Below are 24,343 nucleotides of genomic sequence, written 5' to 3'. Positions count from 1 at the left end.
ACCCATCGCATCCCGAAGCACACCGAAAACTGGAAAGCCCGGGAGCGCCATGCACGAGACCGCCCAGATCACCGACGAGCGGCTTTTGGCCGTGCAAAAAGCCTTGGAACGCGCCCAGGACCTCGTCGCCCGGTCGCTCGTCGCCGGCGACAAGCGCATGGAAGTCGTCTACCTGAAGACGATCGCCGACGAGGACAAGGTCGTCCGGCAGTTCATCCGGCCGTTTTTCGAGGCGGAAGGCGACGCCTTCGCCGACTACCTCGCCTCCCTCGTCTTTCAAGTGCCCTACACGACGCCGGAGGCGGCGGTCGACCTCGTCTTAAACGGCCACCTCCTCGTCGCCTACCGGGGTCGGGCGTCCCTTTACGACATCCGGATCGTCAAAGACGACCAGCCGCTTCCCGCCGACATCGAAACGACCCTCCACGGGCCGCAAAACGCCCTGGGCCACAACCTCCTCATCAACGTCCACCTGCTCCGAAACCGCTACCGGAACGCCGCCCTCGCCGTCGAACTCGCCGAACTCGGGGAAAAAAGCCACACGAACATCGCCATCCTTTACGACGCGGAGCGGGTCCGCCCGAAGAGCCTGGCCATTCTCCGGGGAAAAGTGCAAAAAGGCGGGATCGAAGTCCTCTTCGCCGCGGGACAGCTCGAACGGGCCTTCGCCCGCCCGCATCGAACCCTTTTTCCGACCTTCATGGTCACCGACCGGCCGGACCGGATCGTCTACGAGCTCAATCGCGGCAAGGTCGTCGTCCTCATCCACGGAACGCCCTTTGCCCTCGTGGCGCCGGGGTACTTTTTCGACTTCTTCAGCGCCATGGACGACCTGTACTACCCCGGTTGGGTGCGGACGTTTTTCCTCGGCCTCCGCTTCACCGCCCTCGTCGTCACCCTCATCACCCCAGGCCTTTACGTGGCCCTCACGGCGTTCAACCCCGGCGTCTTCCGGGCGCAACTTACGCTTTCCATCGCCGGGAGCCGGGCGGCGGTGCCGTTTTCCGCCTTTTTCGAGATGCTCTTCATGATGATCGCCCTCGAGCTCCTCCTCGAGGCGAGCGTCCGGCTGCCGAAGTCCATCAGCGCCACGGCGACGACCGTCGGCGGTCTCATCCTCGGCCAGGCGATGACCGCCGCCGGCCTCGTCTCGGACATCATGCTCATCGTCGCCGCCGTCGTCGCCATCTCGAGCTTCGTCATCCCGGTGAACGCCATGTTCTACGCCGTCCGCATCGCCCGCTACCCGATCCTCCTCCTCTGTTCCCTCTACGGCCTCGTCGGCCTCGGCATCGGCCTCGTCGGCCTGATCTTCTTTCTCGCCGGCAAAGAAAGCTTCGGCGAGCCGTACCTGTACCTCCCCTTTGACCGGAAGCCGACGGAAAAAGGACCGGAGGGCGCTTGATGCAGCCGCGCTTTTTGTATTACCTCTTTCTGGTCAACGTCCTCGCCAACGGCATCGGCACCGTCCCGCGGCTGCTCCTCGAGCGGCGCCACGCCGGCGTTTTCCTCGATCTCGCCGCCGGATGGCTTTTTTCGTCCGTTTACTTCGTCTTCTTCACCCGCGTTCTTGCCCGGGCGCCCGAGATCGACATCCCCACCCTCTGGAAAACGGCACTCCCCGCCCCCCTCGGCCCGCCGCTCCTTGCCCTTTTCGCCCTCGAGTGGCTCGTCGCCGGGACGTTCAACCTGTACCTCATCACCGAGATCAGCGCCAAATATCTCAACGTCGACGCCCCCGCCCAGGCGCTCCTCTGGCTCTTTCTCCTCCTCGCCTTTTTCATCGCCCGCTTCGACACCCCGAACGTCCTCTTCGGGCTCGAACTTTCGTTCATCCTGACGCTGCCGCTTCTGTTCATCACCTTCGGCGCCGCCCTGAGCGGCCAGCCGCTCCTCTGGGAAGGCGTGGCGAAGCTCCTTCGGGAGACGGGGCGGCCGGACTGGCTGTCTTTGAGCGCCGCCACGTATCCGTTTGCCGGGTTTTTGAACCTCACCGTCTTTCACCGGGTGCTCGCGCCGGACTACCCCTTCCGGCGGATCGCCTTCATGGCCGCCCTCGGCGGCGGGCTGTACGCCTTTTTGTTCGTCCTCCCGATCGCCCTCCTCGGGACGGAGGCCGTCGCCCTCTACGCGTACCCGTGGGTCATCGCCGCCAACGCCCTCCGGATCGAGCACGCGCCGATCGAGCGGGCCTTCTACCCGGTCCTGATCGGCTACCTGAACGTCGCGATCTTAAACGCCATCCTCCATTGGCACGTCGCCCTCCGCTTCCTCGCTCCCCTGACCGCCGCCCCGGCCAAGGCGGCGTCGAACGTCCGCGCCCGCCTCACCGGCTGGCTTTCCGCCCGCTGGCCGGAGGCGGCCCTGGCCGCCTTTGCCGGCCTCGTCATCCCCGCCGTCTACCGGGAATGGACGATGGACCGCCTCTACGCCGTAAGCCGCCTCTGGTTCGCCCAGCTCGTCCCGGCAGAGCTCCTCGCCCTCGCCCTGATCGCCTGGGCAATCAAACGGAAGGGCGGCGGGACCGGCTCGGGCGGCCGCCGGCGCCGCCCTGCAGGCCGGCGCCGCCGCGCGGACCCGTCCCGCTGAAGCCCCCGCCGAGGGCGGCCGCATATAAAGGAAGGTGCCGGATGCGTCCTCTCCTCCTGCCTCTCGTGCCGGGGCGTCGGTCGGCGCCCCTTCCGCGGATGCTCCTCGTCTTGGCCGCCCTGGCCGGCGCCCTGCAGGCCGGCGGCTGCGCCTACAAGGACATCGACAAGCGGAGCTTCGTCGTCGCCATGGGCGTCGACCGAAGCGGCGATCCGGCCCGCCCCCTTCGGGTGACGCTCAAGATCGCCATCCCGACGGCCGACATCAAATCCGGCGAAAACCGCTTCCTCCTCCTCACCGCCGACGGCCGCCTCATCGCCGAAGCCGTTCACCGGCTGCAGGGAATGAACGAAAACGCGTTCGACTTCAGCCACACGAAGCTCATCTTCATCGGTCGGGACCTGGCGGAAGACCGCCCCCTCCGGGAGACGCTCGACTGGTTTATCCGCATGGAGACGATCCAGGGGATCGCCCTCGTCGCCCTTGCCGAACCGAGCGCCGAGGCGGCGCTCCGGGTGAGCCCGCCGATGGAGCGGCTCCCGTCGAACAGCCTCTTTACCGCCCTCGACGGATCCGGCACCTTAAGCCCTTACATCACCCACGCCTACCTGTTCGACGTCGTTCGGCGGCTCTACGAGCCCGGCCTCGACCCGATCCTCCCCCTCGTCGAGGCCGCCGGCAAAAAGGCGTTTCGCATCGAACGAAGCGGCCTGTTCGACAAATCCCGCCTCCGGCTCGTCCTTTCGCCGGAGGAGACGGAGTGGCTGAACTTTCTCCGGGGGGAGACGGCCAACGTCGACTTCGTCTTCGGCCGCGACCGGCTCTACTTCCAGGCCGACCCGAACCGGGCCCGGACCCGCCTCACGGTGGAAAGCCGGGGCCGGACCCTTCGCCTTGTCGTGGACGTGGAGCTTTACGGTTCGATCGACGAGCGGCAAAAAGAAACGGCCGCCCTGCCGGCGATCACCCGCGCGATCGAGGCGGACGTCAAAACGCGGACGGAAAGCCTTCTCCGCCGGCTTCAGGAGGCCGGCGTCGATCCCCTCGGCCTCGGCCTTCGGGCGGCCGCCCGGGGGCTGGCCTCGGGGGACCCGGAAGCGGTGATCCGATCGCTCGACTTCACCGTCCGAACGCACATCGTCGTCTACGAGACGGGAAACGTCCTCCGCTGACCGCCGCGCCCGGGGAAGCCGAAACCTGCCCGGCCCCCGGGGCGCCGGGCAAAGAGCAAACGCCGAACCGCGGTCCGAATCCGGCGGCCATAGGGCGCCGGCCGGGCCGCGGCCGGATGCCGGCCGGATACAGACTTCACCCTTCCAGCGCCCGGCCCTCCGCCTCGCCGGCCTCTTCCGGCCGGGTCTCCGACCCACCGGCGGCCACCGCTTCGCCCGAGGCGCCCCGGACGCCCCACGACGCGTCTTCCGCCTCCTCCGGCGCCAGGGCGGCCGCCTCCCACTGGGCCTGAATGCGGTATACCTCTTCCTTGAGGCGCCGAACGCTTCGCTCGAGGTCGTGCACCATGGCGAGGAGAACGCTCAGCTTCGGCTGAAATTCGGTCCGCCGGGCGAGGGCGGCCCGGGCGGCGCTCCGGCCCTTGCGCCGCTCCCGCCGCTCTTTTTTGGCGGCCTCCAGCTCATCCCGGTAGAAGGTCCGAAGCGCCTTGTTCCAGCGAAATCCGCACGCCGACGCCGTCCGGCCGAGGCGGCCGGCGGCCTCGACAAAAGCTTCGAGCTGCGTTCGGCCGTTTCGCACGTAGTCGAGGACGAGAGAAGCCAGCAGCCGGTCCTCTTCGTCCTTCCAGCTGTCATATCGCCGGAACCGCCCTTCGGCGGTTGGTGCGGCCGACGATCGCGCTTCGCTTTCCGCCGCATCCGGCCTCTCTTCCGCTCCGGACCGCTCCGCCGCCGAAGCGGCGCGCGCCGCGTCCGCCCCATCCTCCGGAACGGACGCCCCGTCGACGAGCGGCCATCGTTCGTTCGACATGGTCCCTCCCCTTTCTCTCTGTTTTACAAAAAAGAAACTCAGGGTGATTTACGTATATTCTAACACCAAAATCCACAAACATAAAGATGCAAATTAATAAATGCTTTCATGCGACGGACGGATCGGTTATACTTTGTTTGAAAACGGCACAAAAGGAGCTTGAACGATGGACGACCGCCTCATCCGCCTGAGCGCCGCCCTCGCCGTGCCGACGCGTTTTGCCATCTACCAGCACGTGCTCAACACCCCTGAAGGCGTCTCGGTTCAGGACGTCGCCGACAAGTTCGGCATCCACCCGAACGTCGCCCGGCTTCACCTAAGCCGGCTCGAAGAGGTCGGGCTTGTCGTCGGCGAGATCGAGCATACCGGCCGCGGCGGCCGGCCGGGCCGCCTTTACCGGGCGGTCGACAAAAGCGTCTCGATATCGCTCCCCCACCGGGATTACGAGACGCTGGCCGACATCGCCCTCACCGCCCTCGAGCGGTTCAAACACAACGGCGAGCAGATGATCGCCGCCGTGGCCGAAGAAAAAGGCTACGACCTCGCCCGGCGTTACATCGAGGAACACGACCTGAAGCCGGAGACCCTCACGCCGGAAGAGATCGTCGAACACGTCCGGCGCCTCTCCGGCGATCCCGGCCTTTCGCCGGACGTCGAGCCGATCGATGAGGACGCCTTTCGCCTGGCCGTCCACAGCTGCGCCTTTAAGGAACAGGCGTTCCGGCATCCGACGGTCTGCACCCTGCACCACGCTTATCTAAAAGGCATCTTCCGGGCCTTTCTCGGAAAGAGCGATCTCATCGAAGAGCAGTCGATGATCGACGGAGCGCCGGTCTGCCGCTACATCGCCGTCCGCCTCCCTTAGTCTTCGCGCCGCAGTGAAGGATACTTTCCCCGGTCCGGGCGAAGCGGTCTCGAGCGATGGGGCGCGACAAACGAGGTCGCGATCGGCGGTGCCACCACGAAGCGAGGCTCGAATCGACAGGCAGAATCCGGTATAATAAGCCCAGGGGGTGATGCCGGGATGGCGCGGATGTTTCGCGTGCTTGCCTATTTTTCCCTCATCATCGCGCTGATCGGTTTCTGGATGGACCTCATGCCGATGGCCCTCATTTTCTTCGCCCAGACGGCCGTCTTCGCCGCCCTGAGCTACCTCGGTTTAAGCGAGCGGACCTACCTCCTTCTCTTCAACGGCTACATGGTCGTGGCGTTCGTGGCGTTTTTGTACGTCATCTTCTTTGCTTTGCCGCTCACCGGCCCGGGCCTCGGGAGCTGACCGCCGTTTCGGGCAACGGCAGCCGGTCACCGGAACGAGCGTTGGGCGCCCGGCACCGGCTCGGGTCTCGAACGCCGATGACGGCTTCGGCCGTCGGGAGCTCCGGCCTGAAGCCGGAGGGCGCCCCCGACCTCGGAAGCCGGGGATCAGGACGCCTGCGGAGGGCGCACCGGCGGGGCGCCGGCCCAGCGGCTAAGAAACGCACACGATGAAAGGGAGCGCCTCGCGCTCCCTTTCATCGTCTAGACCCGCGCCATCATCGCGCTCGAGATCGCGCGTCGGAGATGGTCCCAAAGCCGGGGCGCGCCGGCGCGCCCCGGCCGGACGTCAGTGGACTTCCTGCCGGTGTTCGGCGTAGTCTTCCGACACTTCCCGGATGACGGTGTCGGTGTATTTCAGCGTCTCGGTGTGATCGGCGAGGTCCTTGACCGCGACCATGCCGACGACCCGGCCGCCGTCGACGACGGGGAGCCGCCGGATCTGCTTTTCGCTCATCTGCTTCGCGACGAAACGCACGTCGTCCGTCGGCGACACCGTCACCGGGTTCGGCGTCATCACTTCCTTGACCGCCGTCGTGTCGGGCTTCCCTTCGGCGACGACCCGCCGGACGATGTCCCGGTCGGTGAGGATCCCCGCCAGCCGGTCGTGGGCGTCCAGGACCGGCAGGGCGCCGATCTCGTGATCCCGCATCCGCTGCGCGGCGGTTCGAACGGTGTCATCGTGCTTGACGCTGATGACCCGCTTGGCCATGATCTCCTGAACCTGCATCGTCTTCCACCTCCTCGCGATTAATGTCCGCCGCGGCGTCGACTTTTATCCCGCCGAAAGGCGTCCGATCGCCGCCGGCGAAGGAGCGCCGGATGATGCTCGAAGCCCGAACGTCCTCCCGCCCGGAGGCGGCCCTCCGGCGCCGGGCACCGGATTTTCTGTTTTTGTTTTTGACCGTGGCGCACTCTGTTTTCGGCCTCATCATGGTCGGAAGCGCCAGCCTCCCCCTCGCCGCCGCGGAGCGGGGCGATCCGTTTTACTTCGTCCGGCGGCAGGCCCTCTGGCTCGCCGTTGCCCTGTTTACCCTTTTCCTCGCCGAAAACGTTCGGCCGGCTCAGCTCAGAAAACTCACGCTGCCGCTTCTTTTCCTCGCGTGGGCCGGTCTGTTTACCGTCTACCTCCCCCACCTCGGCGTCGAGCTGAACGGCTCCCGGACGTGGATCCGCCTCGGCGGTCTGAGCGTCCAGCCGGGCGAGCTCGCCAAACCCGCCCTCGTCCTCTACCTCGCCCACCTTCTGAGCAAAAAAGGGCCCCAGGTGCGGACGTGGTCCCGGGGATTTTTGCCGCCCCTCGTCGTCGTCGGGGCGTTTGCCCTCCCGCTCATTGTGCAAAAAGACCTCGGAACCGCCCTCATCCTCGTCGGCACCGCCTTCCTCGTCCTGTTTGCCGGCGGCGCCCGGATCCGTCACCTGCTCGCCGTCGCCGCGCTGAGCCTCCCGCCGCTGGCGCTGGCGATCGTCCTCTTTCCGTACCGGCTGAAGCGAATCACCGGTTTTCTCGACCCGTGGCAGGATCCCGGCGGGAGCGGCTTTCACCTCATCCAGTCCCTTTATGCCATCGCTCACGGCGGCCTCGCCGGCGTCGGACTCGGAGAAAGCGTACAAAAGTTTTTTTATCTTCCGTTCCCGTATAACGATTTCATCTTCGCCGTTCTGGCCGAAGAGCTCGGCTTCCTCGGCGCCGGGGTTTTTCTCCTCGCCTACGCCACCTGGATCGGCCGGGGATTCGTCCTCTCCCTCCGGCACCCGGACCCGTTCGCCAAGCTCCTTGGCGTCGGCGCCATGAGCGCCATCGCGGTGCAGGCGCTCATGAACCTGGGCGGCGTGACCGGGCTTTTGCCGATCACCGGCGTGACCCTTCCCCTCATCTCCTACGGCGGCTCGTCCCTCGTCGTGACGCATCTTCTGGCCGGCTGGGTCCTCGCCCTCTCCCGGGAGCTTCCCCGCCGCTAGCGGCCCGAAAGCGGCCGGGCCGATCCCCCAAAAGCGGCCGGGCCCACCGGAGACGGCTTCATCCGGCGGCCGGGCGGTCCGGCGGCCCCCTCGCCGGACGGCGGCGCCTCATCGAAAGTCCGGAAAACACGGCGCCCGCCGCCGCGGCGGGCGTACATGTTTTTCCTCCCGCGGCAAACACTAACGGCCGGCGAGGTGTTGGCCGTGTGGCGGAAAAACCCCCTGGTCACCCATCGGGACGAACTGAAGCGGCGCACAGAAGCGAAAAAAAAGACCCAGCCCCAAACGCCGATCCCCCGGCGGCTCGCCCCGGCGATCCGGCGGCTGGAGGCGGCGTTTCATTTTCAGGCAAACGACGACTTCCGCCGCCGGGAGCTCGTCTACGGCCGGCGGGCGGCGGCCCTCTTTTATTTTCGCGGCATCGCCGACGAAGACCTCATCGAACGGGCGATCATCCGGCCGATCAGCCGCAAAGACGGCGTCCGCACCCACGATCCGCTCCGGGATCAGCGACTCACCGCTCTCGACATCGTCGTCCTCGAAACGATGGAAGCGGTGGAAAACGCCCTCGTCGACGGCCATCCGGTCCTCCTCATCGACCGGCTCCGGCGGGCGTATGCGTTCAACCTCGACGACTACCCCGTCCGGAATATCGATAAGCCGACGAACGAAAACGTCCTCAAAGGCCCTCAGGAAGGCTTCACCGAGCGCCTCGAGACGAACGTCGCCCTCCTCCGACGCTACGTCCGCTCGCCGGACCTCATCGTCCGCCGGCGGGAAATCGGCCAGAAAAACCGCACCGGCATCGCCGTCGCCTACATCCAGTCCCTCGCCAACCCCCATCTCGTCGCCGACATCGAAAGCCGCCTCGACGCCATCGAGGCCCTCGAATACGACTGGGTGAAAAACGTCGAGCAGCTGATCGAAGAGCGGCCGTATTCGCTCCTCCCGTCGATGCTGACGACGGAACGGCCAGACCGGGCGATGGCGCACCTCATGGAGGGCCACGTCGTCATCCTCCAGGACAACCTGCCGTACGCCTTCATCGCCCCGGCGACGTACTGGAACGTCTTTCACGCCTCGGAAGACCACTACCAGCGGCTCCCCTACGCCTGGTTCATCCGCTCGATCCGGACCTTCGCCTTCTTCCTCACCCTCCTCACGCCGGGGCTTTACGTCGCGGCGACGAACTACCATGTGGAGATGATCCCGCTCGACCTCCTCATGTCGATCAGCGGCTCCCGGGAGGTCGTCCCCTTCCCGGCGGTGCTGGAAGTGTTCCTGATGGAACTCAGCTTCGAGCTCATCCGGGAGGCGAGCGTCCGCATCCCGTCCCAGATCGGCCCGACGATCGGCATTGTCGGCGCCCTCATCCTCGGCCAGGCGGCGGTGCAGGCCGGCCTCGTGAGCCCGATCCTCGTCATCGTCGTCGCCATCACCGGACTTGCCTCCTTCACCCAGCCAGACCTTTCTCTCAACCTCGCCCTCCGCATCGGCCGGTTCGCCTTCCTCGTCGCCGGCGCCCTCCTCGGGTTCCTCGGCCTCTCCCTGCTTCTGGCCGTCACCCTCGCCTACGCCGTCTCCTTCAAGTCGTTCGGCGTCGGCTACTACGCCCCCTGGGCGCCGTACATGCCGTCGTCGCAGGACGTCTTCCTCCGGCGGCCGGCCCCGGAGGAGGCGACGCTGCCGCAGGCGCTTCTTCCCCGGACGAAGACCCGGCTCGACGCGAGCGGCTTTTTCGCCCTCTTCGGGCGCCTGAGTCGGCACCGGGCGGAAAAGCGGGCACAGGCGAAGCGGGCCGACCGATCCGGGAGGGCCGGGCGATGAAGCTGGGCCTCTCCGGCGAGGCGGTCCACCGGCCGAACCCGTCCAGCAACGAACAGATCGGCCTCCGGGAGCTTTTGGCGATGAGTTTTTTTCTTCTCGGCCTCAAGGGGACGGATACGACGCCGGAGTTTTGGATCACCTTCGGCGGGAACGCCGCCTGGATGAGCGCCCTCGCCGGCTTCGCCTACGTCCTCCCGTTTCTCTGGCTCGCCGCCCGGCTCCTTTCCGCCGCCGGCGACCGGGGGATCTGGGCCCTCGCCGAAGACGTCCTTGGGGGCGGCGGGGTCCGCCTCGTCTTCGGGCTTTGGCTGATCCTTTTTCTCATGGCGACGGTGCTCAACGCCCGGGCGTATGCGCTGCTTCTCGAGGTGATGTTTTTCTCCAAGACGCCGGGCGTCTTTCTCTACGGCCTTTTCCTCATCGTCGCCGGCTATGTCGCGGCGAAGGGAATCGAGACGATCGGGCGTCTCGCGTCGCTCCTTCTCCCGTACGCCCTGCTCGGCTACGTCGCTTTGTTCGTCGGCATCTTCGACGTCCTCGACTACCGGGAGATCTATCCCCTGCTCGGCACCGGGGAAAAAGCGTTCACCGGCCCCCTCACCCACCTCGCCCTCTACGTCGACCTCCTCTACCTCGCCCTTGTCGCCGACCGTTACGTCGGCGGCGCCCGAACGTATTGGCGGGGGGTGGTCCTGGGCGGCGGCCTCGGCGCCCTGTCGATCGCGGCGCTTCTTTTCGTCTACATCGCCGCCTTCGGCTATCCGGCGGTGAACGGCCTGGTGTATCCCTTCCAGCAGCTCACGCGCTTGGCCCACTTCGGCTGGTACATCAACCACGTCGAGGCCATTTTTCTCGCCATCTGGGCGATTGCCGCCGTCGTCCACTTTGCCATCTATCTGTACTTCGATCTCTGGCTCCTTCAGGCCCTCCTCGGCGCCGGCGTCTTTCAACGCCTGACGATCCCCCTCATCGGCCTCCTTTTTGTCGCCGGGCTGTACCCGTACCGATCGTTTACCTGCCAGTACGCCTACCGGGACGCGGAGCTCATTCTCCTCACCGCGGTCGTCTTTCCGTCCCTGATCCTGATCGGCGTCCTTTATTACCGGAAAGCCCGCCGGGGGAGCGGGAGGGGGCGGCGCCGTGCGTAACGGGAAAGACCGTATTTTTGAGGCCGCCAGGGAGGCCGCCGAATCGTCGGGGGTGGGCGGCGCCGGGCGCCACAGGAAGGACCGGGGCGGCGGGGGGGACAGAGGCGGCCGAGGCGCCGGGCGGTGCCGGAAGGGGCGAAGCGCCGCGGCGGGCGAAAGGGGCCGGACGGGCGGTCCGGGGCGCCGGTCCGTCGGAAGGCGCCTGGTCCAGGGGCTGGGCGCAGCACTGCTCGCGCTTTTCCTCGGCGGCTGCTGGGATAAGGTCGAGCTCGAAGACATCGCCTTCGTCACCGCGATCGGCTTCGACCGGGGCGAGCGGCCGGGGCTTCTCGACGTGACCCTTCAGATCGTGAACACCCAGAAGGCGACCGTCACCCTCGGCACCGCCGCCGAAGGGGAGCCCCGGATGACGAACATCACGCTCAAAAACACGACGCCACTCATGACGAAAGACCTCGCCAACGCCGTCATCACCCGCCGCATCAACATCTCCCAGACGCAGGCCTTCCTCATCAGCGAAGACCTCGCCCGGAACGTCGATCTGTATTCCGTCCTCGCGATGACGATCCGGGATCCGGAGATGCGCCGGGAAACGCCGGTCATCATCACTCAGGAGCGGGCGGAAGACTTTATCCGGAAAAACGTCCCCCGCTTCGAGACGCTCATCTATGAGTTTTACCGCTACAAGCTGAACCGCTGGAAGGATACCGGCATCGTGCCCCTCTCCAGCATGAACGACTACCTCCGGGCCCACGCCGCCGACCAGCCGTATCTCTTCGTCTACGCCTCCGCCCGGCGAACGCTGCCGGCGGAAAAAGGCCGCATGGACGACACGACCGCCGGTAAAGCCGAGATCAAAGGCGGCGATCCGGTGGAGATGATCGGTTCGGCAGTCGTCTACCGCGGGAAGATGATCGGCGCCCTGACCGGCGAAGAGACGCGGCTTGCCCTCCTTCTCGCGCACAAGCTCCGCGTGGCTTCGTATTACATGAGCTTTCGCGATCCCGTCAAACCGAGCTTTCAGGTCAGCACCCGGATCAAAAACGAGACGCCGCCCCTCATCCGGATCGACCTATCCCGAGATCCGATGGAGATCACCGTCGACGTCCCGTTTTACGTCGAGGTCCTCTCCATCCCGAGCAAGGTTGACTACGTCACCGACCGGTCGCTGCAAAAAAAATTAATTCAATCCATCCTTGAGCAGATGGACGAAAAGACCGCGCGGCTCCTCCACAAGGCGCAGAAGGAATGGCGGGTCGACCTTTTCGACTGGGCCCGTTACGCCCGGCAGAAATTCTGGACGTGGGACGCCTGGGAGCGGTTCGACTTCGCCGATCGCTTTCCCGACGCCCGGGTCCGGGTCCGCTACCGGATCGAGATGATCGACTTCGGCAAACAGTTCAAGCCGGACGAAAGAAGCCGGCCGCTTGAGGATTTGTTAGGCCGGCGAACGATCCGGCCGCCCGTATGACGTGGCGGAGCCCGCCCCTCCCGGCCGGCCGGATCGTTCCCCCGTCCCGGCCCGCCGGAACGCGTGGCAAAAGCGGAAAGGAGGAGTCGACCGTGGATCTGATGACGCTTCTTTTCGCCACCGCCGCCGGCCTCTACAGCCTCAAGGCGGCCCGGGACGAGTGGCGGGAAGGGCACCGGGCAAGCGGCGCCTTTCTCGCCGTCCTCGGGCCGGTGCTTCCGATCGCCGCCTGGTGGATCATGCGCCTCGGGACTTAGCCTCGGTTCTCCGCCTCGTCGGCGAGCCTTTCGTCCTCGGTGCCCTGCGGTTTACGGCGCTCTTTCCGGATCCGGCGCCGACGTGTCCGTCCCGCGTCCGGACAATAAAGCCGCTCAGCCGGATCCCAGCCGGGCTTCCGACGAGCGGCGCTCGTGGGCGTTGTACAGTTCGGTGAGCTCTTTTTCCAGATGATCGAGAATCTGTCGCCCCTGTTCCTTCGAGATCAGACCCAGGCGGACGGCAAAGTCGATTTCCCGCGAGAGGCCGAACATCTGCGTATCGAGCACTTCTTCGTACAGGGGGCAGTGCGGCATCGTTAAATTGTCGAGCTGGACGCGGATCAGCCGTTCGATCTGCTCCGCGTCGCTCAGGATGAGCTGAAGCGCCCGTGCCGCCAGGTCTTCCGGTGCCCGCATCCGACGTTCCCCCCAAGCCAACGGCGTCTGATTCATGATATCACATTCCGGACCCAGAAAAAAGGCTTTCCACGGCCCGGATCAAGGGAACGTCCTCCCAGCCCTTCCGGACGGCAAAGACGCCGCCGGCCGCGCCCTTCACCGCTGCCGGCACCCCGGCGACGAGCCGCCGGAGCGCCGCCTCGGAAAAACCGCCGAAATAGGCGTCGATCGCCCCGGCCCGAAGGGCCGCCGGCGCCGCCCCGGGCGGGACGTCGACGAAGACGAGCCGGGTCCCGGACCGGCGGGCCGCCTCCGTCCACCGCTCGACCTCGCGGCCGAAGAGCCGGTCGCCCCGCCGCTCGACCGCCGGCGGAGCATAGGCGTCGACGCCGACGACGACGGCCTCGCCGACCGGCACCTCCGCCCAACCCGCCCGGTGAGCCGCCTGTGCCGCCCGGGCCGCCAGCCGATCCGGCACTCGCTCCACCCCGGCCGCCGGCCGACCGCCCGCCTCCGGCCGGTCGACCGCGTGCGGTTCGCCCGGTCCTGGCGGACCGGCCGCTTGAACATCGCCCGGCGCCGCGGGCCCGGAACCGGCGGCTTCGGCAAACGGCGCCGGAAGCGGCTCCGCCTCGAGATCGTCGAGGCGCCACACCCCGCCGGAAAAAACGAGCGTCACCCGTTCCCCCCGAAGCGCTCCGCCGGACCGACCGTCCGGACGGAGGCGATCGGCCGGAGCGCCCTTCCCGTCGGCACAACCGGCCAAAGCCCCGCCGGCCGGAGCGCCTTCTCCGTTGGCGGCGTCGACCGTGCCGGGTGACCTCCCGTCCGGACCGGCCGTTTCGCCCGGAACGTCCCCCCCTTCGGCGGCGTCGGCTGGAGCGCCCGGCCGGACGTCCGGTTGCGCCGGCATCCACCACACCGGCGCCGCCGCGTACTCCAGCACCGCCCTAAGCCGCACCATCAGTCCCCCATCCGGTGCCTCGTCCACCGCGATCGAGGCCGGATCGACCCACGCCCGGTGCAGCCGTCCGCCGTAGACCGCTCCGGCCGCCCGCACCTCGCCGAGACGCTCGGCGAGGGCCGCCCCGAACGCCGGCGTCCACGCCGCCCCGTCCCCCGAATCGCCGGCCTCCCCTCCTCCCCGGAGCGCTTCCTCCAGCGCCCGGTACCGGCGGCCGAGCGCTTCGAAGACCTTCGCCCGAAACGCCTCGCCGAAGCGGTCGAGATGAAACGTCGCTTCCCCCGGCGCCCGGACCGTCGCCGACGCCTCGGACGTTCCCCACGGATCCCGCCGGACGAGCCGCACCGCATGCTCCCCCGCCGGAAGCGGCCCGAGGATCGCGCCGGGGACGACGGTCACCGCTCCCCGGCCGTCGATCCACGCCTCCGCCGCCGGCGCATCAAACGTCAGCCGGAGCGCCGCCGGCGCTTCCGCCTGAAGGACGGCGGTCGCCCCGCCGAGCTCCCACGCCGCCGCCCCGGCGATCGACCGTTCCATCCGCCACGCGCCGAGCGGCCCCCGGAGTTCGACCTCCATCCGGCCGGGGACGGCCGGCACCGGGCCGACCGTTCCATCCGGCTCTAGGGAAAGCGGCATCCGGACGCCGCCGGCGATGTAGCGGGCCTCAGCCGTCCACCCTTCCGCTGCTCCGATGAGCGAAAGGACCGGCTGAAGCGCCGGCACCCGGACCGCCCCTGCCGGCCAAGCGATCGTCGGTGCCGGGTGAACGATCCCCCGCCACCCGACCGCCGGACGAAACACCGCCCCGCCTTCCCGGGCCGCCCTCCGGATGCCGTCGATGGCCGCCGCCCGGAAAGGGGCATCGTCCCGAAGCGCCGTCCGAAGCGCCGCCCGAAGCGCTTCCCCGTCCAGACCGACCGGAAAAGCGATCGCCGGCATCGCCTTCCCGCCGACCGCCGCCGCGACCCACCCCTCTGCCGTTCGAAGCGGCGACGCCAGCACCGTCCGCAGGGAAAAGCCGACCCAAGCCATGAGGGCGAAAGCGGCCAGCCAAAAGGCGCCGACGGGGCGGACGATTCGACTCACCGCTTTTCGCCGCCGGGAAGGCGCCACCAGGCGAAGGCCGCGAGCCCGAGGGCGGGCCAGAACAGCGCCGGCCGGCCCCAAGCCCACACGGCGACGAAGAGCGCCCACAAAAAAAGCGCCCGCACGGCCGTCCCCTCCCGTCTTTTTTTGCCAAACCTTTTTTCATCATATCCGTCCGCCGACCGACATATGATCGGCCTAGTCACATGGCCGACGCCCTCTGGCCGACGATCGTTCGGCCGGACCACAGGCCGGAAGCGGCCGTCCGCGGGAGGAGGGCCGATGCGGTGTCCGGCGCCGACTGGAGCATCCTCATCCTCATCTTCGTCCTGGCGATTCTCGTCGCCGTCCTCGACACGATCCTCGCCGCCCTCCACAAGGACGCTTATATCCCGTGGGTCAACGCCCTCGGTCTGATCGTCATCATCGGCCTGGCGCTCGAGCGGCTCTCCCGGCTGATCGAAGCGCTCCGGCAGTTTTTGCTCAGGTTTTAACTTCAACCACAAAAAAAGCCGCCCCTCGGGCGGCTCGGCCGTCTTCCTCCGGATCGCGATCCGATCGCGGCGCCGCTCGGCGCCGATACCGCCGGGGCGCGGCCCGCCGGCTTACGCGTAGCGATCTTCGATCAGATCGGCGATCTCAAACCAGTAGTCTTCCAGGTTCTTGCTGAAGAAATAGTCCGTCCCGCCCGCGTGAAAGTGGATCACGGACTGGGACTGCTTCAAAAGCTCGACCCGCTCGGCGATCGTGAAGCGATGTCCCGTCTCGGCCTCCGCATCGACCCACACGTCCCGGTAATCCTCGTCGTAGAAGTGCTCCGTCCCGGCGGCGACGTTCGCTTCGTAGAACGGTTTCTGCACCGTCTTGGCGATGGTCAGGCGGGCGCGCTTCATCTCCCATCACCCCGTTCGCTGCAATTAAGCTTATCAAAGCAGAAAAGCGGGGGAAAGTCAAGAGGCTAGATCCGCTCCGGCGCCGCGATGCCGAGGAGCCCGAGGGCGTCCTGAAGCACGTCCGCCGCCCGCTCGACGAGGACGAGCTTCGCCGCCCGCTCGTCGACGTCCGGGACGAGGATCCGTTCGGCGTGGTAAAAGCGGTTGAACGCCTTGGCGAGCTCGAGGGCGTAGCGGGCGACCACCGACGGCTCGTACCGCTCGAGGGCCGCCCGGAGCTCCGCCGGATATCGGTCGAGAACGCCGAGCACCGCCCAGGCGGCATCCGTCGCGAGAGCCGCCGTTGCGGACGGCGGGAGGGGCCCGCCGCTTTCAAGGCGCGCCTTCGCCGCCGCCAGCGCCGCCGGATCGGCGTCTTCCGCCGCCCGGGCGAGGACCGTCCGGGCGCGGGCGTGGGTGTACTGGACGTACGGCCCCGTCTCGCCGTCAAAGTTGAGGGCCTCTTCCAGGGAAAAGTTCACATCGCCGAGGCGGCCGTTTTTCAGATCGCCGAAGACGATCGCGCCGATGCCGACCGCCTCCGCCACCTCGTCCTTGTTTTCCAGGGCCGGATTTTTCTCCTCGATGATCTCCCGGGCCTTCGCCACCGCCTCGTCGATCACGTCTTCGAGGAAGATGACGTGGCCTTTTCGGGTCGAAAGCTTCTTTCCGGCAAAGCGAAGAAGCCCGAACGGCACGTGGACGCACCGGTCGGCCCACGTCCGGCCCATTTTCTTGAGGACGGAAAACACCTGCTTGAAGTGGAGCGTCTGCTCCTGGCCGACGACGTAGACGAGCCAGTCCCCCCCCATTTCGTCGTGGCGGTAGATCGCCGTCGCGAGGTCCCGCGTCGCGTACAGCGTTGTCCCGTCTGACTTCAAGATGAGACACGGCGGAAGCCCTTCGTCTTCCAGCCGGACGACCATCGCTCCCTCGCTCTCTTCCAGGAGGCCTTTTTCCCGGAGCTCGTCGATCACCGCCGGCATTCGGTCGTTGTAGAAGCTTTCGCCGATGACGCGATCGAATTCGACGCCGAGGCGGCGATACATCCGCTCGAACTCCCGCAGGCTGTCTTCGACGAACATCTGCCAGAGCCGGCGCGCCTCCGGATCGCCCGCCTCGAGCTTTTGAAACCAGCGGCGTCCTTCTGCTTCGAGGGACGGGTCCCGCTCCGCCTCCTCGTGAAAGCGGACGTAAAGGGAAAGATAAAAGCGGATCCGATCCTTCCCGGCTTCGGCACCGCCGTCCCGATCGATCGCCTCGCCCCAGCGCTTGTAGGCGGCGATTTGCTTGCCGAACTGCGTCCCCCAGTCGCCGATGTGGTTCACCCGAACCGGCGTGTAGCCAAGCCGGGCGTACAGGTTCGCCAGCGCCCGGCCGATGACCGTCGAGCGAAGGTGCCCGACGCCGAACGGCTTGGCGATGTTCGGGGACGACATGTCGATGATGACCCGTTCGCCGGCGCCGACTTTCGGCGCCTTGTGCTCCGGCGCCGAAAGCGCCCGAAGGAGGTCCGGAAGGACCGTCGCCCGGTCGAGCCGGAGGTTGACAAATCCGCCGACGGCCTCCGCCCGAAGCCCCGAAACTCCGGCGGTAAGCGCTTCGGCGATCTCCCGCGCGATGATCGGCGGCGCCTTCCGACGGGTTTTGGCGAGGGGAAAGGCCGGGAAGGCCCAGTCGCCGAACGCCGGGTTCGGCGGCACCTCAAGCGCCGCCTCGATCGCCTCGACCGAAAGGTCCGGGATGACGGACGAAAGCCGCTCCGCCGCGTATCGCTTCAGCATGCAGCCGATAACCTCCGTTTGCCGTGCCTTGCATCGGATGGCCGTGCCTTTCACATACAAGCGATTCTACCACAACGTTTGCTCCGGCGGAAGCGGCAGGTGTCATTCGGCGGTTCGGCGAAAGACGACGAGGCGGTGGACGCGGCTCAAATCCGCTTCAGCGGATGAGGCGGGTGAGGACGGCGCTTAGGATCGACAAGAGGATCGAACCGAAGACGGCAGACAGGAACGAATCGACGTGAAACCCTTTCACGACCAGCCCGACGAGCCAGAGCATGAGGCCGTTCACGACGAACGTAAACAGCCCGAGCGTCACGACGTTCAGCGGCAGCGTGAAAAAGAGGATGACCGGGCGGATGAGGGCGTTCGCAAGGCCGAGGATGAGGGCGGCGATGAGGGCGGCGACGAAACTGTCGACCCGAATGCCGTTCAAAATGTACGGAAGCACCATCAGGCCGACGGCGTTCAAAAGCCAGCGGGCGATCACCGGCATCCCTCCCGCCCCATCGTACCAAAAAACTCCGCCGCACCAAAAATCTCCGCGCACCAAAAATCTTCACCGAAAAAATTCAAGACGGCGCCCGCCTTCGGGCGCCGTCCTCCGATCCGATGTCGGGCCATCCGGTGCGTCGGAGATGAGGCCGCTTTCGTCCGGCGGCCGCCGGGGGGCCCGCGCCGGAGGTGCCACCCCTTCCCCGGTCTGGAACCGGCGGGACCGCCGAAAATCCCCCTCAGGCGCTTTCCCGGGCGCCGGCCTCCCCGGCGACCGTCCCGAGCCGTTCGGGAAAAAGCCGCCGGATGAGCGCCGCGGCCAGGAGCCCGGCGGCGGCGTTTTCCACGACGTCCTTGACCACAAACGGCGTCATCGAGAGAACAAGGCCGGCGATCGGCGCCGACTGATGCAGGTAAAGGTTCAGCACCGCGGCCATGTAGACGATGCCGACGGCATACAGCGGCACGAGGGCCAGGACGCTGGCGACGACGAGCCGCGCCGGGCGCGAACTTTGACCGGCGATCCGCCCGGCGACCCAGGCGGCGGCGATGAAGCCGAGGATGAAGCCGAAAGTCGGCGCCAGCACGTGCCCGATGCCGCCGGTCCCCCCGGCGTAGACCGGAAGCCCGATCAGCCCCGCGACGAGGTAGACGAACATCGCCGTCGCGCCGTTTCGGGCGCCGAGGAGGATCCCGGCCAGGGCGCTGATGGCCGGCATGAAGCTCACCGGCACGCCGGTGCCGAAGATGACGACCGGCGGGATGAGGCGGGCGAGGTAGACGCTCGCCGCCGCCAAGGCGACAAACAGGGCGATCCGGGCGATCTCCCGCGGCGTATACCGCATGCGCATCCCTCCCGCGCCATCATAGCGCGGGCCGGTCTATCTTGTCAACTTTGTTTTAATCTGTAGTTTACTTACTTTCTCCAAATCGTCATCCTCCCTCCTCGCTCCGCACCGACCGTTCCGATTCGTCTGCCATCGCCCCCTAATCGTCGATCAGAAGCTCAACCCCCTCCGGTTCGACGACGTAGCGAAGAACCTCCGTCTCCCCGGTCGGCCGCCGGGCGAGCGGCCGGCCGCCCTCGTCCCGAACGACCTCCACCTCCCGATAGACCTCGATGAGATACGGCCCCTCCCGCCGCCGTTCCACCGGTTCGTATTCAAAATCGTAATCGTGGTACACCGGCGCATCCAGCGGCGCCCACGCCGCCCGGGCCTCCTCTACCGCTTGGCGGCGGATGCCGTCTGCGACGTTTCGGCCGATGAGCGCGGCCAGCGCGCCGTTGACCATGACGAGGAGCGCCAACAGGACCTGGACCGTCCGCGGCGGCACCGTTTTCCCTCCTTTCCGAAACCGCTTTCCGGCACGTGCTTTCTTGCCCGCCCCCCTTTGGTTCCCTCCCTTCTTTGGTGCCCCTCCCTTCTTTGGGTGCCCCTCCATCCCTATATGCCGGCCGATCGGGCGAATATGTCCGCCGAAGCGGGCGGATCAGGAGGCTGCTGCCGGCCCGAGGCGGTCCCCCGAACGGCCGAATCCGACCGCGGCCGTCGGATCGGAATCCCGGTCGGAGGAGCGGCCTTGCCGCCTTGCCTCGCGGCCGGCGGTTCCGGGCCGAAAATAGGCGGACGGACCTCCCCCGAACCCCATACCTTAAAAAAGAGAAGGAGGGACCTCTCGTGCCCGCCAATCCCCTCGGCGCTCTCATCCGATGGCTGTTTCCGTTCGGCCGCCCCGCCGGCCAGAATCCGCCCGCGCCGCCCGGCCGCACCGGCGGCTTCCCTGGCGTCGGCGTGCCGTACGCTTCCCGGCCGACCGTGCCGGCGATGCGGCCGCTTCCGCCGGCACCGCGGCCGACAGGGATGCCGTTCGGCGCTCCGCCGGCGACCCCTGCTCCGCCGGGAGCTTCCGGCGGCGGCCTCTTCAACTGGGCCGAGCTCCTCGGCGCCCTCCGGAACGTCGATCCGAAGGACATCGCCGCCACCGTGACCACCGTCCGCCAGGCGATGCAAAATATACAGAAGATTGCCCAGACGGTCAACCAGTTCGCGTCCGTCGCCGCCAACGTTCAGCAACTCTTGAAAACGATCGACGTCGAGACCCTCCTCGGCCTGCTCGGTGGCTTTGGCGGCGACGGTGCTTCAAGCGACGGAGGCAGCGCCAGCGGCTCCGGAGATTCGGGCGGCACCGATCGGAAATCCGGGATCGGCTCCAAAAAATCTGCAGAGAAAAAAAAGCGCCGTCCGTCCGGCGCCTCGCGCCGATCGTCCGGCGGCCGCAAAAAAAAGCGGCCTTCCGCCCGCTAGGCGGAAGGCCGCTTGATTGTTCTCCTTTGCGCGCTTCCGACGGCCGGCCTCCTCAGTACATCCCGAGGGCCATCTTCGCCACCCGCGACAGCCGGTGTCGATCCCACGGCGGCGAGTAGACGATCTCGACCTCCGCGTCGGCATAGCCGAGGGGAAGCACGGCATGTTTCACGTCGGAGACGATCGTCCCGGCCAGCGGACAGCCAATCGCCGTGAGCGTCATGACCACCCGCAACCGGTTCTCTTCCTTGTGTATCTCGTAAACGAGGCCGAGGTTGATGATGTCCATGCCGATCTCCGGGTCGACGACGGTCATGAGCGCATCGACGATCTGCCGCCTTTCCGTTTCGTCGTCGATGCCGACGAAGGCGATCGGCGCAAGTTCCAGAAGTTCCTCGTCGCTCACCTCGCCCCCTCCTTTCCGTCCGTCCTGAGGTGGCGGCCGCTCCGACGACGGCCCCTCGCGCCGATTGCCTTGGTTGCCCTCCGATGCTTCAAGCGGCCGCCGAAGACGAAGGCCGCCCCTTTCGACCTCGGGCGGCGCCGGAGCGCCCTACCGGTATTGTAACACCCCGCCGCCCTTGAGACAAATCATCGTTCTCAGCGCTTTCGGCCGCCGATTTCGCCTTCCGACTTTTAGCCTTCCGCCGTCTCGACGTCCAGCAACCGGTCGACCGGCACCGCCCGGCCCGAGGCGAGGACGACCGTCCGCCGCCGGACGTCGAGGCGGGCCACCCGCCCGGCGAAACGGACCGGACCTTCCGGCGTGTAGACGACGAGGACGACCGCCTGCCCCGTCGTCTCGGCCCACCGGAGGGCCCGCTCGATCGTCTCCCGCATCTCCTCCGCCACCGCCGGCGGCGCCGTCCGGCCGAGCCCCGCCGCCCACCGGCGGAGCGCCTCGGCGTGCTCGGGAAGCATCATGCGGCTCGCGGCCCACACGTCCGCCGGCTCCCGCGCCTCGTCCCCGGCCGCCGGCCCGACCGACGGCGGCGGCCCGCCCGCCCTTCCGCGTCGCGCTTCCGGCCTCCGACCGCCGGTTCGCTTCGTCCCGCCGGCCATCCCGCTTCCCTCACTCCGCCGCATGACCGCCGATCTTCACCGCCCGGCTTCGCGCCTGCGCCGCCGGGAGGAGCGACACCGCCCGCACGACCGCCGCCCGGCCGTAACGCTCCGCCAGCCGGTCCAGTGCCGCCGCCAGCCGCCGGCCCTTCAGCCGGTCCGAAAAAAGCGAAAGCTGCCGCTCCTCATCCGGCACGAGGCCGGAGACGGCGACGAAAAGCTGCCGCACCGGCGCCCCGTCCCAGTGCCGGCGAAAGAGCATCCGCACCGCCCCGTAGACGTCCTCCGGCGCGTCCGTCGCCGCCGGAAGCGTCGTCATTCGGAAAAACCCTTCCGGTCGGCCGAAATCCGCCCCTCGGGCGCCGACGGACACCGTCCGGGCCAGGGCCCGCGCCTGCCGAAGTCGCCGGAGGACCTCATCGGTGAGCTCCAGGAGAACGATCTCGATCTCCCGCCCCCGGCGGTAGTCGAACGGGAGCGTCAGCCCGTGGCCGATGCTCTTCGGCAGCACCGCCCCGTCCGACCCCGGCGGGACAACCGGCGACGGGTCGATCCCGTGAGCAAAGCGCCACAGCCGCTCCCCGACGAGGCCGAACCGCCGCCGGAGCGTCTCCCGGGGAAAGGCCGCCAAATGCCCGACGGTCCGGATCCCCATCCGCTCGAGGTGCGCCCGCATCCGGGTCCCGACGCCGAAGAGGGCGTCGACCGGCTGCGGGTACAGCCACGCGGCGAGGTCGTCCCCGCGAGTGCGAAACAGCCCGTCCGGCCGCTTCTTCGCCACATCGCACGCCATCTTCGCCAGCACCTTCGTCGGCCCGATGCCGACCCGCGCCCGCACCCCCGTTTCCCGGCGGATGTCCGCCTGGATCCGGCGGGCCGCCGCCTCCGGCGTCCCGAACAGATGCACCGTCCCCGTCATGTCGAGAAACTGCTCGTCGATCGAATACGGCTCCACGAGGTCCGAATAGCGGTACAAAATCGCCGTGATCGCCAGCGACACCTCCAAATAGCGGCGCATCCGCGGCCGGACGACGACGAGCTCCGGGCAGAGCCGCTCCGCCTCAAAGAGCACCATCGCCGTCTGCACCCCGCACCGTTTCGCCTCCGGCGAGGCGGCGAGCACGATGCCGTGGCGCCGCTCCGGGTCGCCGGCGACGACCACCGGCCGGCCGGCGAGCTCCGGCCGCTCGGCGACTTCCACCGACGCGTAAAACGACTCCATGTCGACGAGGAAGATGAGCCGTTCCGCCATACGAGCGCCTCCCTCTCCGGCGTCCGGGCGCCGGCTTCCGGGCGATCGACGTCCGGACAGAACATCAGTTCTTCCCGGAGATGAGTATACCCTGCCGGCGGGAAAAAATCAAACGTACGTTCGGGATTGTGACGGGCAGGATCGCGGCAGGCAAAAGCGGCAGACAGAAGAAAAACGGCGGCTTCCGCCGCCTTCCCGCCGCCGCAACCGGCCGCCGATCCTCCGACGGCCGGCAAAATTTTTCCTTTTCGGGCGCCACCAAGGCCTCAAAGCGGCCGGTAGCCGAGGAGCGGCACGACGACGAACAGGACGGCGACGAGCGCCCACGCCACCGCCGGCGGTCGCTCCCCCCGGCGGAGCTGCCCGAGCACCGCCTCCGCGGCGCCGATGAGCCCGAGGCCGAGAAGGCCTTTCAGCACGAACACGGCCGGAAAATGAAGCATCGCCAGAAGCGCCAGCCCGCTTCCGACCATCAGAAGGGCCGCCAGGCGAAACAGCCAGGCAAACACCGACACCCGGCGAAAGATCGCCGCCAGCACGAAAAAGAGGAGCAACCCGCCCCACATCATGTGCACCGAGAGGGCCACCCGAAACGCCTCCGGCATCCTCTCCCCACCCCCGAACCGGAAACTGGTCGGCGGTCAGACCCACCGCGGTCAGACGCGCCTCCGTCCCCAGTTTAACACAGGGGAAACCGTGGAAAAAGTCCGCCGGGTTTCCCGCCCTCCCGCGGCCCTGCCTCCGTCACCGCAGCCACGACCCGCCGAAGAGGGCCGTCAGATACGCCGAGATCTTATTCAGCTGCCCGGTAAAAAGAAGCAGCCCCATCGCGATCATGAGCGCCCCGCCGATTTTCACCAGCGCGTTCGAATAGCGCATGATCCAGCGCGTGCCCCCGATGAAAAACCCGAGCACCACGAACGGCAGCGAAAAGCCGAGGGCAAAAAAGAACGTATACCACATCGCCAGCTCCGGCTGGCTCGCGGCCATGATGAGGATCGCCCCGAGCACCGGCCCGATGCACGGCGTCCAGCCGGCGCCGAAGACGAACCCGATCAAAAACGAGCCGAGAAGCCCTGACGGCCGCCATTTGAGCTCCATCCGCCACTCCCGGTTCAGAATATCCAGGTTGAGCCACCCGAGGAGGACGAGCCCGAAGGCGATGACGACGATGCCGCCGATCTGTCCGATGAGCCGCTGATAATCCTGGAACAGGCGCCCGATCTCCGATGCCCCGAGGCCGAGCAAAAAATAGATGACCGAAAGCCCGAAGGCGAACGCGAGCGAATGGCCGAAGATCCGCCACCGGACGGCGGCCGTCGGCCCCTCCCGCATCTCCCGGACGGACACCCCCGTCACGTATGACAGAAACGACGGATACAGCGGGAGCACACACGGCGAGACGAACGACACCACGCCGCCCCAAAACGCCACCCAGACCGTCAGATCCCCCGCCATCGCGACGCCTCCTTCCGCACCGCGCGCTTCGCACTGGTTTTCCGCACCGAACCGGGA

General features: G+C 67.4%; 27 protein-coding genes. 12 read left to right on the top strand and 15 right to left on the bottom strand.

The features are described 5' to 3' along the window. The first annotated feature begins 49 nt into the window (after positions 1-49). Genes K2M58_RS05405 through K2M58_RS05395 form a run of 3 tightly spaced genes read left to right on the top strand, consistent with a single transcriptional unit; the run spans position 50 to position 3,761 of the window. Complete coding sequence (locus tag K2M58_RS05405) at positions 50-1,405, top strand: spore germination protein (protein ID WP_220678594.1); 1,356 nt, start codon at positions 50-52, stop codon at positions 1,403-1,405. Continuing rightward, positions 1,405-2,589, top strand: a complete 1,185-nt coding sequence (locus K2M58_RS05400) for a hypothetical protein (RefSeq protein WP_220678593.1) — start codon at positions 1,405-1,407, stop codon at positions 2,587-2,589. Before K2M58_RS05405 ends, K2M58_RS05400 begins: the two co-directional genes overlap by 1 nt. 41 nt (positions 2,590-2,630) lie before the next feature. After that, positions 2,631-3,761 carry a Ger(x)C family spore germination protein gene (locus K2M58_RS05395; protein ID WP_220678592.1) on the top strand — a complete coding sequence of 377 codons (1,131 nt, stop codon included), beginning with the start codon at positions 2,631-2,633 and terminating at the stop codon, positions 3,759-3,761. 136 nt (positions 3,762-3,897) lie between these two features. On the opposite strand, the gene K2M58_RS05390 is transcribed toward K2M58_RS05395, so the two are convergent. After that, entirely contained in the window at positions 3,898-4,572 is a 675-nt protein-coding gene (locus K2M58_RS05390; protein ID WP_220678591.1) for a hypothetical protein, read from the bottom strand. Positions 4,573-4,738: 166 nt separating this feature from the next. On the opposite strand from K2M58_RS05390, the gene K2M58_RS05385 reads away from it, so the two are divergent. Beyond that, positions 4,739-5,437, top strand: coding sequence for a helix-turn-helix transcriptional regulator (locus tag K2M58_RS05385; protein WP_220678590.1), 699 nt, complete (start codon positions 4,739-4,741; stop codon positions 5,435-5,437). 159 nt (positions 5,438-5,596) lie between these two features. Further along, positions 5,597-5,848 carry a DUF2626 family protein gene (locus tag K2M58_RS05380; RefSeq protein WP_220678589.1) on the top strand — a complete coding sequence of 84 codons (252 nt, stop codon included), beginning with the start codon at positions 5,597-5,599 and terminating at the stop codon, positions 5,846-5,848. Between the two features lie 327 nt (positions 5,849-6,175). Here the strand turns inward: K2M58_RS05380 and K2M58_RS05375 are convergent, their stop codons facing one another. Further along, positions 6,176-6,616, bottom strand: a complete 441-nt coding sequence (locus K2M58_RS05375) for a CBS domain-containing protein (protein ID WP_220678588.1) — start codon at positions 6,614-6,616, stop codon at positions 6,176-6,178. A gap of 95 nt (positions 6,617-6,711) precedes the next feature. Between K2M58_RS05375 and ftsW the strand changes: the two genes are divergently transcribed. The 5 genes from ftsW (at position 6,712) to K2M58_RS05350 (ending at position 12,551) form a co-directional block, all read left to right on the top strand. After that, positions 6,712-7,848 (top strand): putative lipid II flippase FtsW, encoded by a 1,137-nt coding sequence (ftsW, locus tag K2M58_RS05370; protein WP_220678587.1) that lies wholly within the window; start codon positions 6,712-6,714, stop codon positions 7,846-7,848. 195 nt (positions 7,849-8,043) lie between these two features. Beyond that, positions 8,044-9,675, top strand: coding sequence for a spore germination protein (locus tag K2M58_RS05365; RefSeq protein WP_220678586.1), 1,632 nt, complete (start codon positions 8,044-8,046; stop codon positions 9,673-9,675). Further along, positions 9,672-10,823 (top strand): GerAB/ArcD/ProY family transporter, encoded by a 1,152-nt coding sequence (locus tag K2M58_RS05360; RefSeq protein WP_220678585.1) that lies wholly within the window; start codon positions 9,672-9,674, stop codon positions 10,821-10,823. Before K2M58_RS05365 ends, K2M58_RS05360 begins: the two co-directional genes overlap by 4 nt. Continuing rightward, a complete protein-coding gene (locus K2M58_RS05355; RefSeq protein WP_220678584.1) occupies positions 10,816-12,294 on the top strand; it encodes a Ger(x)C family spore germination protein in 1,479 nt (492 codons plus the stop codon). Before K2M58_RS05360 ends, K2M58_RS05355 begins: the two co-directional genes overlap by 8 nt. A gap of 92 nt (positions 12,295-12,386) precedes the next feature. Then, on the top strand, positions 12,387-12,551 hold the full coding sequence (locus K2M58_RS05350) for a hypothetical protein (RefSeq protein WP_220678583.1): 165 nt from the start codon (positions 12,387-12,389) through the stop codon (positions 12,549-12,551). Between the two features lie 114 nt (positions 12,552-12,665). Here the strand turns inward: K2M58_RS05350 and K2M58_RS05345 are convergent, their stop codons facing one another. Genes K2M58_RS05345 through K2M58_RS12850 form a run of 3 tightly spaced genes read right to left on the bottom strand, consistent with a single transcriptional unit; the run spans position 12,666 to position 15,125 of the window. Further along, positions 12,666-12,968, bottom strand: a complete 303-nt coding sequence (locus K2M58_RS05345) for an Fpa/YlaN family protein (RefSeq protein WP_220678582.1) — start codon at positions 12,966-12,968, stop codon at positions 12,666-12,668. 40 nt (positions 12,969-13,008) lie between these two features. Beyond that, complete coding sequence (locus K2M58_RS12855; protein ID WP_220678581.1) at positions 13,009-15,000, bottom strand: hypothetical protein; 1,992 nt, start codon at positions 14,998-15,000, stop codon at positions 13,009-13,011. Beyond that, positions 14,997-15,125 carry a hypothetical protein gene (locus tag K2M58_RS12850; protein ID WP_289628271.1) on the bottom strand — a complete coding sequence of 43 codons (129 nt, stop codon included), beginning with the start codon at positions 15,123-15,125 and terminating at the stop codon, positions 14,997-14,999. Before K2M58_RS12850 ends, K2M58_RS12855 begins: the two co-directional genes overlap by 4 nt. A gap of 81 nt (positions 15,126-15,206) precedes the next feature. Here K2M58_RS12850 and K2M58_RS05335 point away from each other — a divergent pair, with 81 nt between their 5' ends. Beyond that, the gene (locus tag K2M58_RS05335) at positions 15,207-15,494 is read left to right on the top strand and encodes a hypothetical protein (RefSeq protein ID WP_220678580.1); all 288 of its coding nucleotides are present in this window, start codon (positions 15,207-15,209) and stop codon (positions 15,492-15,494) included. 111 nt (positions 15,495-15,605) lie between these two features. On the opposite strand, the gene K2M58_RS05330 is transcribed toward K2M58_RS05335, so the two are convergent. The 5 genes from K2M58_RS05330 to K2M58_RS05310 all read right to left on the bottom strand — a co-directional run bounded on the left by K2M58_RS05330 (position 15,606) and on the right by K2M58_RS05310 (position 19,543). Continuing rightward, complete coding sequence (locus K2M58_RS05330; RefSeq protein WP_066202194.1) at positions 15,606-15,893, bottom strand: hypothetical protein; 288 nt, start codon at positions 15,891-15,893, stop codon at positions 15,606-15,608. 65 nt (positions 15,894-15,958) lie between these two features. Further along, positions 15,959-17,716: an arginine--tRNA ligase gene (argS, locus tag K2M58_RS05325; protein ID WP_220678579.1), complete on the bottom strand. Its 1,758-nt coding sequence runs from the start codon at positions 17,714-17,716 to the stop codon at positions 15,959-15,961. 157 nt (positions 17,717-17,873) lie between these two features. Further along, a complete protein-coding gene (locus K2M58_RS05320; protein WP_220678578.1) occupies positions 17,874-18,209 on the bottom strand; it encodes a phage holin family protein in 336 nt (111 codons plus the stop codon). 238 nt (positions 18,210-18,447) lie between these two features. Then, positions 18,448-19,059, bottom strand: a complete 612-nt coding sequence (locus K2M58_RS05315) for a biotin transporter BioY (protein WP_220678577.1) — start codon at positions 19,057-19,059, stop codon at positions 18,448-18,450. A 136-nt stretch (positions 19,060-19,195) separates the two neighbouring features. Continuing rightward, positions 19,196-19,543: a hypothetical protein gene (locus tag K2M58_RS05310; RefSeq protein ID WP_220678576.1), complete on the bottom strand. Its 348-nt coding sequence runs from the start codon at positions 19,541-19,543 to the stop codon at positions 19,196-19,198. 344 nt (positions 19,544-19,887) lie between these two features. Between K2M58_RS05310 and K2M58_RS05305 the strand changes: the two genes are divergently transcribed. After that, positions 19,888-20,514 carry a hypothetical protein gene (locus tag K2M58_RS05305; RefSeq protein ID WP_220678575.1) on the top strand — a complete coding sequence of 209 codons (627 nt, stop codon included), beginning with the start codon at positions 19,888-19,890 and terminating at the stop codon, positions 20,512-20,514. Positions 20,515-20,566: 52 nt separating this feature from the next. On the opposite strand, the gene K2M58_RS05300 is transcribed toward K2M58_RS05305, so the two are convergent. From K2M58_RS05300 to K2M58_RS05280, 5 genes are all read right to left on the bottom strand, one after another. Beyond that, positions 20,567-20,872 (bottom strand): metal-sulfur cluster assembly factor, encoded by a 306-nt coding sequence (locus K2M58_RS05300; RefSeq protein ID WP_272999542.1) that lies wholly within the window; start codon positions 20,870-20,872, stop codon positions 20,567-20,569. Between the two features lie 278 nt (positions 20,873-21,150). Continuing rightward, positions 21,151-21,600 carry a YolD-like family protein gene (locus K2M58_RS05295; protein WP_220678574.1) on the bottom strand — a complete coding sequence of 150 codons (450 nt, stop codon included), beginning with the start codon at positions 21,598-21,600 and terminating at the stop codon, positions 21,151-21,153. Then, the gene (locus tag K2M58_RS05290) at positions 21,587-22,828 is read right to left on the bottom strand and encodes a DNA polymerase IV (RefSeq protein ID WP_220678573.1); all 1,242 of its coding nucleotides are present in this window, start codon (positions 22,826-22,828) and stop codon (positions 21,587-21,589) included. Before K2M58_RS05290 ends, K2M58_RS05295 begins: the two co-directional genes overlap by 14 nt. A 266-nt stretch (positions 22,829-23,094) precedes the next feature. Next, a complete protein-coding gene (locus K2M58_RS05285; protein ID WP_220678572.1) occupies positions 23,095-23,433 on the bottom strand; it encodes a DUF1516 family protein in 339 nt (112 codons plus the stop codon). A gap of 139 nt (positions 23,434-23,572) precedes the next feature. Continuing rightward, entirely contained in the window at positions 23,573-24,286 is a 714-nt protein-coding gene (locus K2M58_RS05280; protein WP_220678571.1) for a cytochrome c biogenesis CcdA family protein, read from the bottom strand. Between the last annotated feature and the right edge of the window lie 57 nt (positions 24,287-24,343).

This window comes from Hydrogenibacillus sp. N12, assembly GCF_019645935.1.
Classification (GTDB): Bacteria; Bacillota; Bacilli; order Thermicanales; family DSM-22653; genus Hydrogenibacillus; species Hydrogenibacillus schlegelii.
The sequence above is the reverse complement of the archived record's forward strand: the minus strand, read 5'-3'. Positions and strand labels throughout refer to the sequence as shown.

What these genes read in the sequence shown, in the direction of transcription:
- K2M58_RS05320 (WP_220678578.1), bottom strand. Translation starts at nt 18,209, where the DNA reads ATGCCGGTGATCGCCCGCTGGCTTTTGAACGCCGTCGGCCTGATGGTG.
- K2M58_RS05405 (WP_220678594.1), top strand. Translation starts at nt 50, where the DNA reads ATGCACGAGACCGCCCAGATCACCGACGAGCGGCTTTTGGCCGTGCAA.
- K2M58_RS05380 (WP_220678589.1), top strand. Translation starts at nt 5,597, where the DNA reads ATGGCGCGGATGTTTCGCGTGCTTGCCTATTTTTCCCTCATCATCGCG.
- K2M58_RS05360 (WP_220678585.1), top strand. Translation starts at nt 9,672, where the DNA reads ATGAAGCTGGGCCTCTCCGGCGAGGCGGTCCACCGGCCGAACCCGTCC.
- K2M58_RS05290 (WP_220678573.1), bottom strand. Translation starts at nt 22,828, where the DNA reads ATGGCGGAACGGCTCATCTTCCTCGTCGACATGGAGTCGTTTTACGCG.
- K2M58_RS05375 (WP_220678588.1), bottom strand. Translation starts at nt 6,616, where the DNA reads ATGCAGGTTCAGGAGATCATGGCCAAGCGGGTCATCAGCGTCAAGCAC.
- K2M58_RS05280 (WP_220678571.1), bottom strand. Translation starts at nt 24,286, where the DNA reads ATGGCGGGGGATCTGACGGTCTGGGTGGCGTTTTGGGGCGGCGTGGTG.
- K2M58_RS05335 (WP_220678580.1), top strand. Translation starts at nt 15,207, where the DNA reads ATGGCCGACGCCCTCTGGCCGACGATCGTTCGGCCGGACCACAGGCCG.
- K2M58_RS05400 (WP_220678593.1), top strand. Translation starts at nt 1,405, where the DNA reads ATGCAGCCGCGCTTTTTGTATTACCTCTTTCTGGTCAACGTCCTCGCC.
- K2M58_RS05330 (WP_066202194.1), bottom strand. Translation starts at nt 15,893, where the DNA reads ATGAAGCGCGCCCGCCTGACCATCGCCAAGACGGTGCAGAAACCGTTC.
- K2M58_RS05315 (WP_220678577.1), bottom strand. Translation starts at nt 19,059, where the DNA reads ATGCGCATGCGGTATACGCCGCGGGAGATCGCCCGGATCGCCCTGTTT.
- ftsW (WP_220678587.1), top strand. Translation starts at nt 6,712, where the DNA reads ATGCTCGAAGCCCGAACGTCCTCCCGCCCGGAGGCGGCCCTCCGGCGC.
- argS (WP_220678579.1), bottom strand. Translation starts at nt 17,716, where the DNA reads ATGCTGAAGCGATACGCGGCGGAGCGGCTTTCGTCCGTCATCCCGGAC.
- K2M58_RS05345 (WP_220678582.1), bottom strand. Translation starts at nt 12,968, where the DNA reads ATGCGGGCACCGGAAGACCTGGCGGCACGGGCGCTTCAGCTCATCCTG.
- K2M58_RS05395 (WP_220678592.1), top strand. Translation starts at nt 2,631, where the DNA reads ATGCGTCCTCTCCTCCTGCCTCTCGTGCCGGGGCGTCGGTCGGCGCCC.
- K2M58_RS05390 (WP_220678591.1), bottom strand. Translation starts at nt 4,572, where the DNA reads ATGTCGAACGAACGATGGCCGCTCGTCGACGGGGCGTCCGTTCCGGAG.
- K2M58_RS05295 (WP_220678574.1), bottom strand. Translation starts at nt 21,600, where the DNA reads ATGCGGCGGAGTGAGGGAAGCGGGATGGCCGGCGGGACGAAGCGAACC.
- K2M58_RS05285 (WP_220678572.1), bottom strand. Translation starts at nt 23,433, where the DNA reads ATGCCGGAGGCGTTTCGGGTGGCCCTCTCGGTGCACATGATGTGGGGC.
- K2M58_RS05385 (WP_220678590.1), top strand. Translation starts at nt 4,739, where the DNA reads ATGGACGACCGCCTCATCCGCCTGAGCGCCGCCCTCGCCGTGCCGACG.